The sequence below is a fragment of the Streptomyces sp. SL06 genome, assembly GCF_058244745.1.
On sequence record NZ_JBSYOT010000002.1, the window covers coordinates 3,261,133 to 3,274,526 of the forward strand.

General features: G+C 71.1%; 11 protein-coding genes. 1 reads left to right on the top strand and 10 read right to left on the bottom strand.

Annotated elements, in window-relative coordinates; genetic code table 11:
* Positions 1–89: 89 nt before the first annotated feature.
* The 7 genes from topA to bldG all read right to left on the bottom strand — a co-directional run bounded on the left by topA (position 90) and on the right by bldG (position 9,620).
* Entirely contained in the window at positions 90–2,939 is a 2,850-nt protein-coding gene (gene topA / locus AC4IHM_RS14890; RefSeq protein ID WP_490867518.1) for a type I DNA topoisomerase, read from the bottom strand.
* Between the two features lie 268 nt (positions 2,940–3,207).
* Positions 3,208–3,405, bottom strand: coding sequence for a hypothetical protein (locus tag AC4IHM_RS14895; RefSeq protein WP_490867519.1), 198 nt, complete (start codon positions 3,403–3,405; stop codon positions 3,208–3,210).
* Between the two features lie 229 nt (positions 3,406–3,634).
* The gene (locus AC4IHM_RS14900; protein WP_490867520.1) at positions 3,635–5,152 is read right to left on the bottom strand and encodes a DUF7059 domain-containing protein; all 1,518 of its coding nucleotides are present in this window, start codon (positions 5,150–5,152) and stop codon (positions 3,635–3,637) included.
* A gap of 67 nt (positions 5,153–5,219) precedes the next feature.
* Entirely contained in the window at positions 5,220–5,810 is a 591-nt protein-coding gene (locus AC4IHM_RS14905) for a small secreted protein (RefSeq protein ID WP_490867521.1), read from the bottom strand.
* 205 nt (positions 5,811–6,015) lie between these two features.
* A complete protein-coding gene (locus AC4IHM_RS14910; RefSeq protein ID WP_490867522.1) occupies positions 6,016–8,433 on the bottom strand; it encodes a sodium-translocating pyrophosphatase in 2,418 nt (805 codons plus the stop codon).
* Between the two features lie 306 nt (positions 8,434–8,739).
* Complete coding sequence (locus tag AC4IHM_RS14915) at positions 8,740–9,171, bottom strand: ATP-binding protein (RefSeq protein WP_490867523.1); 432 nt, start codon at positions 9,169–9,171, stop codon at positions 8,740–8,742.
* 107 nt (positions 9,172–9,278) lie between these two features.
* A complete protein-coding gene (gene bldG / locus AC4IHM_RS14920; protein ID WP_003975386.1) occupies positions 9,279–9,620 on the bottom strand; it encodes an anti-sigma factor antagonist BldG in 342 nt (113 codons plus the stop codon).
* Between the two features lie 82 nt (positions 9,621–9,702).
* On the opposite strand from bldG, the gene AC4IHM_RS14925 reads away from it, so the two are divergent.
* Positions 9,703–12,204 carry a DEAD/DEAH box helicase gene (locus AC4IHM_RS14925; protein WP_490867524.1) on the top strand — a complete coding sequence of 834 codons (2,502 nt, stop codon included), beginning with the start codon at positions 9,703–9,705 and terminating at the stop codon, positions 12,202–12,204.
* On the opposite strand, the gene AC4IHM_RS14930 is transcribed toward AC4IHM_RS14925, so the two are convergent.
* From AC4IHM_RS14930 to AC4IHM_RS14940, 3 genes are all read right to left on the bottom strand, one after another.
* Positions 12,122–12,466, bottom strand: a complete 345-nt coding sequence (locus AC4IHM_RS14930; protein ID WP_490867525.1) for an Rv3654c family TadE-like protein — start codon at positions 12,464–12,466, stop codon at positions 12,122–12,124. The genes AC4IHM_RS14925 and AC4IHM_RS14930 overlap by 83 nt on opposite strands.
* Positions 12,467–12,738: 272 nt before the next feature.
* Positions 12,739–13,173, bottom strand: a complete 435-nt coding sequence (locus tag AC4IHM_RS14935; protein ID WP_490867526.1) for a TadE family type IV pilus minor pilin — start codon at positions 13,171–13,173, stop codon at positions 12,739–12,741.
* Complete coding sequence (locus AC4IHM_RS14940) at positions 13,160–13,387, bottom strand: DUF4244 domain-containing protein (RefSeq protein ID WP_490867527.1); 228 nt, start codon at positions 13,385–13,387, stop codon at positions 13,160–13,162. The genes AC4IHM_RS14935 and AC4IHM_RS14940 overlap by 14 nt, the downstream gene beginning before the upstream one ends.
* Positions 13,388–13,394: the final 7 nt, after the last annotated feature.

Here is a 13,394-nt window from a genome sequence, read left to right on the forward strand (position 1 = left end):
CCGGGGCGTTCTTTTCGCGAAGAGCGTGTGAAGCGCGGGGCGTGGGATGCGGAGGACGCGTGAAGGGTCCGCCGCTTCCTGAGCCGGGCTCAGTCCTCCGACGCGTTCGAGGCGGTGGCCCTCTTGGCGGCCGTCTTGGTGGCCGTCTTCTTCGCCGTGCTCTTGGCGGCGGTCTTCTTGGCCGCGGTGGTCTTCGCGGCCACGGTCTTCTTGGCCGCCGCCTTCTTGGCCGGGGCCTTCTTGGCGGCCGTCTTCTTCGTGGCCTTCTTGGCCGTCTTCTTGGCGGGCCCCTTGGCGCGCTTCTCGGCGAGCAGTTCGTAGCCGCGCTCCGGCGTGATCTCCTCGACGCTGTCGCCGGAGCGCAGGGTCGCGTTGGTCTCGCCGTCGGTGACGTACGGGCCGAAGCGGCCGTCCTTGACGACGACCGGCTTCTCGCTGACCGGGTCGGTGCCCAGCTCCTTGAGCGGCGGCTTGGCCGCGGCCCGGCCACGCTGCTTGGGCTGGGCGTAGATCGCCAGCGCCTCTTCCAGCGTGATCGTGAAGAGCTGCTCCTCGGAGGTCAGGGACCGCGAGTCGGTGCCCTTCTTCAGGTACGGGCCGTAGCGGCCGTTCTGCGCGGTGATCTCGACGCCCTCGGCGTCGGTGCCGACGACACGCGGCAGCGACATGAGCTTCAGGGCGTCGTCCAGGGTGACCGTGTCCAGCGCCATCGACTTGAACAGCGAGGCCGTCCGCGGCTTCACGGCGTTCTTGCCGGTCTTCGGGGTGCCCTCGGGGAGCACCTCGGTGACGTAGGGGCCGTAGCGGCCGTCCTTGGCGACGATGGCGTGGCCGGTGGCCGGGTCGGTGCCCAGCTCGAAGTCGCCGCTCGGCTTGGCGAGCAGCTCCTCCGCCAGCTCGACGGACAGCTCGTCCGGCGCCAGGTCCTCGGGGACGTCGGCGCGCTGGTGGTTCTCGGAGTCCTTCTCGCCGCGCTCGACGTAGGGGCCGTAGCGCCCGACGCGCAGCACGATGCCGTCGCCGACGGGGAAGGACGACACCTCGCGCGCGTCGATGGCGCCGAGGTCGGTCACCAGCTCCTTGAGACCGCCGAGGTGGTCCCCGTCGCCGTTTCCGGCGTCGGCCGCGCCGCCGTTTCCGGCGCCTTCGCCGAAGTAGAAGCGCCGCAGCCACGGCACCGACTGGGCCTCGCCGCGGGCGATGGCGTCGAGGTCGTCCTCCATCTTGGCGGTGAAGTCGTAGTCGACGAGCCGCCCGAAGTGCTTCTCCAGGAGGTTGACGACGGCGAAGGAGAGGAAGGACGGGACGAGTGCCGTGCCCTTCTTGAAGACGTAGCCGCGGTCCAGGATGGTGCCGATGATCGACGCGTACGTCGACGGGCGTCCGATCTCGCGCTCCTCCAGCTCCTTGACCAGCGACGCCTCCGTGTAGCGGGCCGGGGGCTTGGTGGCGTGGCCGTCGACCGTGAGTTCCTCGGCGGTCAGGGCGTCGCCCTCGCGGACCTGGGGCAGCCGGCGCTCGCGGTCGTCCAGCTCGGCGTTCGGGTCGTCGGCGCCCTCGACGTAGGCCTTGAGGAAGCCGTGGAAGGTGATGGTCTTGCCGGAGGCGCTGAACTCAACGTCCCGGCCGTCGGCAGCCGTGCCACCGATCTTCACCGTGACGCTGTTGCCGGTCGCGTCCTTCATCTGGGAGGCGACGGTCCGCTTCCAGATCAGCTCGTAGAGCTTGAACTGATCGCCGGTGAGGCCGGTCTCGGCGGGCGTGCGGAAGCGGTCGCCGGAGGGGCGGATCGCCTCGTGCGCCTCCTGCGCGTTCTTGACCTTGCCGGCGTACGTCCGCGGCTGCGCCGGCAGGTAGTCGGCGCCGTACAGCTGTGTGACCTGGGCGCGGGCGGCGGTGATCGCCGTGTCGCTCAGGGTCGTCGAGTCCGTACGCATGTAGGTGATGTAGCCGTTCTCGTACAGCTTCTGGGCAACCTGCATGGTCGCCTTGGCGCCGAAGCCGAGCTTGCGGCTCGCCTCCTGCTGGAGCGTCGTCGTACGGAACGGGGCGTACGGCGAGCGGCGGTACGGCTTGGACTCGACGGAGCGGACCGCGAAGCGCGTGTTCTCCAGCGCGGCGGCGAGGGCGCGGGCGTTCGCCTCGTCGAGGTGGAGGGTGTTCGCGCCCTTGAGCCGGCCCAGGGAGTCGAAGTCACGGCCCTGCGCCACCCGTCTGCCGTCGACCGCCTGCAGCCGGGCGACCAGCGACGACGGGTCGGAGGCGTCTCCCGCGCGGCCGGTCGCGAAGGTGCCCGTCAGGTCCCAGTACTCCGCGGAGCGGAACGCGATGCGCTCGCGCTCCCGCTCGACCACGAGGCGGGTCGCGACGGACTGGACGCGGCCCGCCGACAGCTTCGGCATGACCTTCTTCCACAGGACCGGCGAGACCTCGTAGCCGTAGAGGCGGTCGAGGATGCGGCGGGTCTCCTGGGCGTCGACGAGCTTCTGGTTGAGCTGGCGCGGGTTGGCGACGGCGGCCCGGATGGCGTCCTTGGTGATCTCGTGGAACACCATGCGCTTGACCGGGATCTTCGGCTTGAGGACTTCCTGGAGGTGCCAGGCGATGGCCTCGCCTTCGCGGTCCTCATCGGTGGCGAGGAAGAGTTCGTCGGAGTCCTTGAGCAGGTCCTTGAGCTTCTTGACCTGCGCCCGCTTGTCCGCGTTGACCACATAGATCGGCTGGAAGTCGTGTTCGACGTCGACACCGAGGCGGCGGACCTCGCCGGTGTACTTCTCGGGCACCTCGGCGGCGCCGCTGGGAAGGTCGCGAATGTGCCCGACGCTCGCCTCGACGACGTAGCCAGGGCCGAGATAGCCCTTGATCGTCTTCGCCTTGGCAGGCGACTCGACGATGACGAGTCGGCGGCCGCCCTTCGCGGTCTCGCTGGTCGGGGACAACTTCGCTCTTCTCTCCGGTCGACGCTGGGCCTCCCCAGGCCGTGGTCCCGGGTCGGGTCGTTTCGTGTTTCGATCGTGACGCTGCGGAGTGTGACGGTACCTCCCGCCCCCGTGTCAAACGGGAAAAGCCCGCAACGGCCACTCGAACGGTAACCCGACGAACCCCGTTCCTGCCGCCCGGAGTGTCCACCGACCCTGACGTGTGTATCCGGAGCGCGATCCCCCGATTACCCGGAGGGGGATGCGGCCGGGGGCCGGAACCGGCCGCTCAGACCTGCGTGAGGCACCATGCCCCGAGGGCGAGCGCGACCACGGCGGCGACGCTCGCGACGGTCGCCGATGCGACGGGGCTCACACCGTGCGCGACGGGCCGGCCGTGCCGCAGCCTCGTCGTGGTCCACACCAGAAGCACGCCCCCGAACAGGACGAACACCGTTCCCGCGAAGTTCGCCGATCCGCTCTCCATGGTCCCGTGCCCCTTTTCTCCAGCTCGCGAGTGCCCAGCCTCCGGGAGGCTGCCACCCGCGGGCGGCCGACAGGCGAACCCGAGGTGAACGCGGGCCCGCCGAATCGGCGGGCCCGGCCCGGGGCGGCTCGTTCCTCCGGTACGGAGACCGGTGCGCAGACCGGCACCGAGACCGGTACGGAGAGGGGCGCGGCGGCCGAGCCGGGCGGCGCGCGGCGCCGGGGCGCCGCTACGCCGGTTCGAGGAAGCCCTGCTCCACCAGCAGCCGGATCTGCGCGGGCGTGCGGTCGCGCAGCGCCACCGGGTCCTCGCCCACCAGCTGGGCGATGGCGTCCAGGATGCGGCCCGCGCTCATGGTGCCGTCGCAGACGCCCGCGAAACCGGCGCCCACGGTGTCGACCCGGGTGGCCCGGCGCATGCCGCGGTGCTGGCGCAGCACGACGTGCTCGGGGTCCTCGGCGCCGGGCAGTCCGACCTGCTCCTGGACGACCTCGCCGGCCAGTGTGAAGTGCGCTTCGAGCAGGGCCGCGTCGTCGTGGGCGCGCAGGTAGTCGATCCGGTCGAAGTGCGCGCGCACGGTCTCGCCGAGCGGCTGCTCGACCGGGTGCGGCCACTCCTCGACGACGACCGAGGGCTCTGCGGCCCCGGTGCGGCGCAGGGTGATCCAGCCGAAGCCGACGGCCCTGACCTTGCGCGCCTCGAACTCGTCCAGCCACGCGTCGTACCGCGCCTGGTACTCGGCGGTGTCACCGCGGTGGTCGCCGGCGTCCCGGAGCCACAGCTCGGCGTACTGCGTGACGTCCTGCACCTCGCGCTGCACGATCCAGGCGTCGCAGCCGCGCGGCACCCAGGAGCGCAGCCGGTCCGTCCACTCCTCCCCCTCCACGTGCTGCCAGTTGGCGAGGAAGTGCGCGAACCCGCCCTCGTTCAGGCGCTCCCCCGTCTGCTGAACGAGCGAGCGGCACAGATCGTCCCCGCCCATCCCGCCGTCGCGGTAGGTGAGCCGGGCGCCCGGCGAGATCACGAAGGGCGGGTTGGACACGATCAGGTCGTACGTCTCGCCCTCGCCGACCGACTCGTAGAGCGAGCCCTCGCGCAGTTCGGCGCCCGGCGCCCCGGACAGGGCGAGGGTGAGCGCGGCGATGTGCAGCGCGCGCGGGTTGACGTCGGTCGCCGTCACGCGCGTGGCGTGCGCGGACGCGTGCAGTGCCTGGATGCCGGAGCCGGTACCGAGGTCGAGGGCGGCGGAGACGGGCGTACGGACGGTGAGCCCGGCGAGGGTCGTGGAGGCACCGCCGACGCCGAGGACGACCCCCGGGGCGTGGTTGCCGATGCCGCCGGCGCCGCCGACCGCGCAGCCCAGGTCGGAGACGATGAACCAGTCCTCGCCGCCGGGCCCGCCGTACGGCCGTACGTCCACGGCGGCGGCCACCTCGTCGTCGCTCGCACGCACGAGCCAGCCGCTCTCCAGGCAGGCGTCGACGGGCAGAACGTCCGCCACGCGCGCGTGGAGCACGGGTTGCTGGAGCAGGAAGAGCCGCACGAGCAGTTCCAGCGGCGTGTCGCCACGGGTGGCCCGGAGCGCGGGCACGGTCTCACTGCGCGACAGCGCCGCGTAGGCGGGGGCGCCGAGCAGCTCCAGCAGTCCATCGGCGGTGAAGGAGGCCCCGAGCAGGGCCTCGCGCAGCCGGGCGGTGGCATCGGGGCGGTCGGCGAAGGGCAGGGGGGACAGGCTGGCGTTACTCACACCCCCATTGTGGCCCGCCCTTCGTCCCGCGCCTGCGAAGCCGTCGTCGGTCGCGGGCCGGTCCCGGTCAGCTCTTGGCCGCCGACGCCGAGGGGGTCGCCGACTTGCAGCTGGGCTGCCTGGCCATCGCCTGGCCGACGTCGCCCTCCTCCAGGGCCTTCAGCGCGTCGCTGCCGCTCTTGCCGAGCTTGTTCAGCTCGGTGGCGATGCCCTTGAGGCCGTCGGCGAACTTCGCCTGGTCCTTGGTGTCGAGGTCCTCCACCTGCTTGCGCAGGGACGCGTACGACGAGGAGAGGCCGTTCAGCTCGGTGACGGCGTCCTTCTGCTTCTTCTCGCCGTCGTCGACGTTCGGCGCGCCGGCCTTCTGGACGGTGGCGCCCATCGCCTTGTAGGCGTCGGACATGTCCTGGAACGCCGTCGCGTCGGTCTTCTGGACCGCTGCCGGTGTGCTGTTGTCCGAGGTCTCCTTCTGGATCGCCGCGTTGGCCGCCGCGATCTTCCTCGCCTGCGGCTGCACCCCGTCGCAGACCTGCTTCGCCCAGGAGTCCAGCTTCTCGTTGTCGTCGCTGCTGCTGCATCCCGTCAGCGCCAGTACCAGTACCGCACCGCCGGACAGCGCGGCCGCGAGCTTCTCGTTCACCGGATTGGTCCCTTCCATGGCTCTCGGCCCCGGAACATACACGCCGGATGGGGGACACCCACCGGACGAACATCCGTTAAGACCGTATTGAAGCCATTTGCACCAAGAGAGATAAGGCTCACGGTGAGGGCGTGCGCATGCGCGAGGCGGGCGGGCGACGCGTCAATGCGCGCCGTCCGCCCGCCTGTTGAGCTGCGCCTCGGCCGAGGCTCCGGGACCGTGTCTACGAAACCACCGCCGGATCCGCCGACTTGGGATCCCGGTCGGCGTCGTCTTCGTCACCCATGGCGATCCCGCGCCGCTTGGACACGTAGACGGCCGCGGCGATGACGACGAACGCGACGACGGCGATCAGCACCCGCACGGCGATGCTCTCGTCGGCGCCGTAGGAGAACTTGATGACCGCCGGCGCGATGAGCAGCGCCACCAGGTTCATCACCTTCAGCAACGGGTTGATCGCCGGACCTGCGGTGTCCTTGAAGGGGTCGCCGACCGTGTCGCCGATCACGGTGGCGGCGTGGGCGTCGCTGCCCTTGCCGCCGTAGTGACCGTCCTCGACGAGTTTCTTGGCGTTGTCCCAGGCACCACCGGAGTTGGCGAGGAACACCGCCATCAGCGTGCCCGCTCCGATCGCGCCCGCCAGGAACGCTCCGAGCGCGCCCACGCCGAGCGTGAACCCGATGAAGATGGGCGCCATCACGGCGAGCAGTCCGGGCGTGGCCAGTTCCCGCAGGGCGTCCCTGGTGCATATGTCGACGACCTTGCCGTACTCGGGCTTCTCGCTGTAGTCCATGATCCCGGGCTTCTCCCGGAACTGCCGCCGCACCTCGTAGACGACCGCACCCGCCGACCGCGACACGGCGTTGATCGCCAGGCCCGAGAAGAGGAAGACGACCGCCGCGCCCGCGATGAGGCCGACGAGGTTGTTGGGCTGCGAGATGTCCATCATCAGGCTCATCGGCGCGCCCTCGCCGCTGAGTCTCTCGCCCACCTCCGCCGCGCCGGTGGTGATGGCGTCGCGGTAGGACCCGAAGAGGGCCGCCGCCGCGAGGACGGCGGTGGCGATCGCGATGCCCTTGGTGATGGCCTTGGTGGTGTTGCCGACCGCGTCCAGGTCGGTGAGGACCTGGGCGCCGGCGCCCTCGACGTCGCCGGACATCTCGGCTATGCCCTGGGCGTTGTCGGAGACCGGCCCGAAGGTGTCCATCGCGACGATCACGCCGACCGTGGTGAGCAGCCCGGTGCCGGCCAGCGCCACCGCGAACAGCGCCAGCATGATCGACGCACCGCCGAGCAGGAAGGCCCCGTAGACGCCGAGGCCGATCAACAGGGCAGTGTAGACGGCGGATTCGAGGCCGAGCGAGATACCGGCGAGGACGACGGTGGCGGGCCCGGTGAGCGAGGACCTGCCGATGTCCTTGACGGGGCGTCGGGTGGTCTCGGTGAAGTAGCCGGTGAGCTGCTGGATCAGGGCGGCGAGCACGATGCCGATCGCCACCGCGACGAGCGCGAGGATCCGCGGGTCGCCGCCGCGGCCCGAGATCGCCGCGTCGGTGACGCCGTCCAGCTCGGAGTACTTCCCGGGCAGGTAGACGAAGACGGCCACGGCCACCAGCACCAGCGAGATCACCGCGGAGACGAAGAAGCCCCGGTTGATCGCGCTCATGCCGCTGCGGTCGGACCGCCGGGGCGCCACCGCGAAGATGCCGATCATGGCGGTGATCACACCGATCGCCGGCACCAGCAGCGGGAACGCCAGTCCGGAGTCGCCGAAGGCCACCTTGCCGAGGATCAGCGCGGCCACCAGGGTCACGGCGTACGACTCGAAGAGGTCGGCGGCCATGCCCGCGCAGTCGCCGACGTTGTCGCCCACATTGTCGGCGATGGTCGCGGCATTGCGCGGATCGTCCTCCGGAATGCCCTGCTCGACCTTGCCGACCAGGTCGGCGCCAACGTCGGCGGCCTTGGTGAAGATGCCGCCGCCGACCCGCATGAACATCGCGATCAGCGCGGCACCGAGGCCGAAGCCCTCCAGGACCTTCGGCGCGTCGGCCGCGTACACCAGCACCACGCAGCAGGCGCCCAGCAGGCCGAGCCCCACCGTGAACATGCCGACCACGCCGCCCGTACGAAATGCGATCTTCGTCGCTCGGTGCGCGACGAGAGTGAGATCCTTTTCCGGTTCGCCGGGGGCCGGTGCCGCTTCCCGCGCCGCCGCGGCGACGCGCACATTACTGCGTACGGCGAGCCACATGCCGATATATCCGGTGCCCGCCGAGAACGCCGCGCCGATCAGAAAGAAGATCGACCGTCCGGCACGCTGATTCCAGTCGTCTGCGGGCAGCAGCAGGAGCAGAAAGAACACGACGACGGCGAATACGCCGAGCGTGCGCAGTTGCCTGGCCAGATAGGCGTTCGCGCCTTCCTGGACGGCCGCCGCGATCTTCTTCATGCTGTCGGTGCCCTCGCCCGCCGCGAGCACCTGGCGCACCAGGATGCCCGCGAGCACCAGCGCGGCCAGCGCCACGACCGCGATGACCGCGACCAGGACGCGGTTTCCGTCGGTCAGCACGGCGGCTGCGATGGTCGATGCGAGGGTCGAGGGGTCGCCCAACTGATGAGGGGTGGAAAGCTCCGCCATTCGTCCTCCTTGACGCTTGGGCTGAAGCTCAAGATGTGGACGGGATTGTAGGTACCGGAACCTGATCAAAACAGTGCACGACAAAGAGAATTGGCCTGTCAACCACGAAGGCACCGGAAGTAGTAATGCCCCTCCGGCATTAATTCCGTGATCCTTTTCCCACCCGATCGGTCGTGAATGAATTCACTTAATGCCGCACGGACCACCCTATCCGCGGCTCTCACCCTCCACATATGCCGAAGGGCCCTACCTGGTAGGGCCCTTCGGGTGACGCGGCTGCTACGGGTGATGCGGTTGACAGGGATGTCAGACGGGCGGCAGCACCGCGGGTGCGGTCGGCCAGGTCATGCGGATCAGTCCTCCGTCCTCGCCTGCCGAGACCTCCACGTCGTCGACGAGTCCGCTGATGACCGCGAGGCCCATCTCGTCCTCCTCGGCCTCCAGATCGTCGGCGGCGGAACCCGAGGTCCTGTCCCCGGGTACCGCGTGCGGCGCCTCGTCGCCGACCTCGATGGAGAACTGCTTCTCCTCCTCGATCAGCGACACCTTGACCGGCGCCGTGATGCCGACGTGCTGATGCAGGCCGACGGCCCGGGTACAGGCCTCGCCGACGGCGAGCCTGACCTCGTCGAGGACGGCCTCGTCCACTCCGGCCCTGCGTGCCACCGCCGCCGCCACCAGACGGGCGGTACGGACATGCTCGGGCAGCGCGCTGAAGCGGAGTTCGACGGTGGCCATGCATCCCCCTCTGAACTACGGGCGTGCTTTCGAGGGTCCGGGCCGCCGACAGCCCGGACCCCCCTTGTTCTACTGCCGTCCCGGGCCCGGGGGCCCGGAACCGGTCGTCAGTCGGTGGCCGCCACCGCTTCCTCGACCGAGGTGTGAATGGGGAACACCTTGGTGAGGCCGGTGATACGGAAGATCTTGAGAATGCGCTCCTGGTTGCAGACGAGGCGCAGCGAACCCTCATGGGCACGCACCCGCTTCAGTCCGCCGACCAGCACGCCGAGCCCGGTGGAGTCGAGGAAATCCACGCCCTCCATGTCGACGACGAGGTGGAAACTCCCGTCGTTCACGAGCTCGACCAGCTGCTCACGCAGCTTGGGCGCGGTGTATACGTCAATTTCGCCACCGACCTCGACGACCGTACGATCGCCGACGGTACGGGTCGACAGGGACAGGTCCACGGATCCTCCAGCACCTTGCTATCGAGCGGTCGTCCCTCGGGACACCTCGGCTTGAAGCCCCCAGGACGGTTCGCCAGCCGCGATGGCATTCAATCACTTACCGGCGGGCGTGCACGACGCCTTGGTCCCATTGTCCGTCACGCCAGTGACAGACTCGGTGCCGATGGCCAAGAATCACCGATCCGATCGACCCCCGGCGGAGCCCGGCTCCCGGCCGGAACCAGGCATGCTCCTGGACCGGCTCACCGCGGGACCGAACCGGGCTACGCGCATCACTCATACGGAGCACTTGCCCCCGCGCGCGGGCCGTCATGCCGTGTGGCCCGATCGGATTCGGCCAGAGGTGATCTCCGCGGTACGGGCCGCGGGCATCGAGCACCCCTGGGCCCACCAGGCACGCGTGGCCGAGCACGCCCTGGACGGCGACTCGGTGGTCGTCGCCACCGGCACCGCCTCCGGCAAGTCCCTGGCGTACCTGGTACCGGTGCTGTCCACGCTCCTGGACGGCTCCGAGGCCCCGAACGGGCGTGGCGCCACCGCCCTCTACCTGGCCCCGACGAAGGCGCTCGCCGCCGACCAGTGCCGGTCCGTGAAGGAACTCTCACAACCTCTCGGCACATCAGTTCGGACGGCCGTGTACGACGGCGACACGCCGTTCGAGGAACGCGAGTGGATCCGCCAGTACGGCACCTACGTACTGACCAACCCGGACATGCTGCACCGCGGCATCCTGCCGTCCCACCACCGCTGGTCCTCCTTCCTGAAATCGCTGAAATACGTGGTCGTCGACGAGTGCCACGCCTACCGCGGCGTCTTCGGCTCCCATGTCGCCCAGGTGCTGCGCAGATTGCGCCGACTGTGTTCCCGCTACGGCGCGTCGCCCGTGTTCCTGCTCGCCTCGGCCACCGCCGCCGAGCCCTCGGTCGCGGCCGGCCGGCTCACCGGGCTGCCGGTGGTCGAGGTGGCCGACGACGCCTCCCCGCGCGGCGAACTGGTGTTCGCCCTCTGGGAGCCGCCGCTGACCGCGATGGAGGGCGAGAAGGGCGCGCCGGTCCGCCGCACGGCCACCGCCGAGGCCGCCGACCTGCTCACCGACCTCACCGTGCAGGGTGTGCGTTCGATCACCTTCGTACGCTCCCGGCGCGGCGCCGAGCTGATCTCGGTGATCGCCCAGGAGCGGCTGGCCGAGGTCGACCGCTCGCTGGTCCCGCGCGTGGCGGCGTACCGCGGCGGCTACCTCCCCGAGGAGCGCCGCGCCCTCGAGCGCGCCCTGCACTCCGGCGAACTCCTCGGCCTCGCGGCGACCAACGCCCTCGAACTCGGCCTCGACATCTCCGGTCTGGACGCCGTGGTGATCGCCGGCTATCCGGGCACGCGGGCCTCGCTGTGGCAGCAGGCGGGCCGCGCCGGACGGGCCGGGCAGGGGGCACTGGCGGTGCTGGTCGCCCGGGACGACCCGCTGGACACCTTCCTGGTCCATCACCCGGAGGCGCTGTTCGACCGGCCCGTCGAGTCCACCGTCCTCGACCCCGACAACCCGTACGTCCTCGCCCCCCACCTGTGCGCGGCGGCGGCCGAGCTGCCCCTGACGGACGAGGACCTCAAGCTCTTCGGCCCCACCTGCGAGGAGCTGCTGCCCCAGCTGGAGGCGGCCAGGCTGCTGCGCCGGCGGACCCGCGCGTGGCACTGGACGCGCCGTGAGCGGGCCGCCGACCTGACCGACATCCGCGGGGAGGGCGGACGCCCGGTCCAGGTCGTGGAGGCCGACACGGGCCGGCTGCTGGGCACGGTGGACGCCGGCGCCGCCCACACGAGCGTCCACGAGGGCGCCGTGCACCTCCACCAGGGCCGGACGTATCTCGTCCGCTCGCTGGACCTGGAGGACTCCGTCGCGCTCGTCGAGCAGGCCCGTCCTTCGTACTCGACGGTCGCCCGCGACACGACGGCGATCTCGGTCCTGGAGACCGACATCGAGGTCCCCTGGGGCGAGGGACGCCTGTGCTACGGCTCCGTCGAGGTCACCAACCAAGTGGTCTCCTTCCTGCGCCGGCGGCTCATCACCGGCGAAGTCCTGGGCGAGACGAAGCTCGACCTCCCTCCCCGGACCCTGCGCACCCGCGCGGTGTGGTGGACGGTCACCGAGGACCAGCTGGACCAGGCCCGGATCAACCCGGAGATCCTCGGCGGGGCCCTGCACGCCGCCGAGCACGCGTCGATCGGCATACTGCCCCTGTTCGCGACCTGCGACCGCTGGGACATCGGCGGCGTGTCGATCCCGCTGCACCCGGACACGCTGCTGCCGACCGTCTTCGTGTACGACGGCCACCCGGGCGGCGCGGGCTTCGCCGAGCGTGCCTTCCACACGGCCCGCGAGTGGCTCACGGCCACCCGGGAGGCCATCGCCTCCTGCGAGTGCGACGCCGGCTGCCCGTCCTGCATCCAGTCCCCCAAGTGCGGCAACGGCAACGAGCCACTGCACAAGCGGGGGGCCGTACGGCTGCTCACGGTGCTGCTGCGGGGGGCCGCGGAGGCGGAACCGGCACCTCCGCCGCCGGGCCCGCCCTCGACCGGATCTCCGCCCTGAACGGCCCCCGGCCCGAGGCCGCGGTCACGTCCGAGACCTGACCGGTGAGCACGCACCGCACGAGCCTCACCCCCTGTGCCTTCGCGACCCGCTCGGCCCTGGCACAGGCCGCCGTACCGCCCCGTGCCCAGTGGTCCGCCGCCGCCAATGCCGCGAGATCGGCGCCACCGGCCGCGCGATGCCGGGCCACCACGGCCTGCCCCAGGGCCAGCACGATGCCGAACACCAGGCAGAGAACGGCGACGGCACCGACGCTCCACACCGTGGCGGAACCTTGATCGGAGCTGGGGCCGGAGCCGACGCCGGTGCGGCCGGGGCCGACACCGGGGCCGGGGCCGACACCGGGGCCGGGGCCGACACCGGGGCGGAGGGCGGGGCCCGAGCGGGAGCCGGGGCCCGAGCGAAGGGCTGGACCCGAGCGGGAGCCAGGGCGGGGACGGAGGGCTGACCCCGAGCCGAAGCCGGACCCGAAGCCGGACCCGGAGCCGGACCCGGGGTCCCGGTCGGGCGTCGGGCGAAGGGGCGTGCCGTCGCTCATGGCTCCACCCCCGCCGCCTGCTCCGTCGATGCCACGGCCTCCTCCGCCGCTGCCACGGCCTCCTCCCGTACCTCGAAGGGCAGTCCGTGCAACATCGGTGGTTCGGCCACCACGACCACACGGACCAGGTCCGCGTCCCGGCCGACCGTGACGCGCGCACCGCGCGGTGCCGCCTCTCGGGCGACCTTCACGACCGCGTCGGCCGAGTCCTGACGGGCCGCCGCGCGGGCCCCCGTCCGGGCCGCGTCCGCGCACTGGATCTGAGCGGCGACCACGAGCAGTCCCCACACCAGCGCCATCGCGAACACCACCAGCACCGGCAGCACCACAGCCGTCTCCGCCGTCACGAACCCACTGTCGGCCCCTCTGCCGGGGCGGCCGTCGCACACGCCGCGGACGCTCGCCCCCGCTGTCCCCTCACATCCGCGCATCGAGGGCCCGCTTCACGATGCCCTGAAGCTCCGCGCTGACCGCGCCGCTCGTCACCACCTTGTAGAGAACCACGGCGAACGCCACCGCCGCCACGATCCCCATCGCGTACTCGGAAGTGACCATTCCCGCGTCCCGCCGCGCGGCCCACCGCCGCGGCGTCGTACGTACTCCGCACACCAGGGCACCCAGTCGTGCCCTTACCGCCTGATACATCGCAACC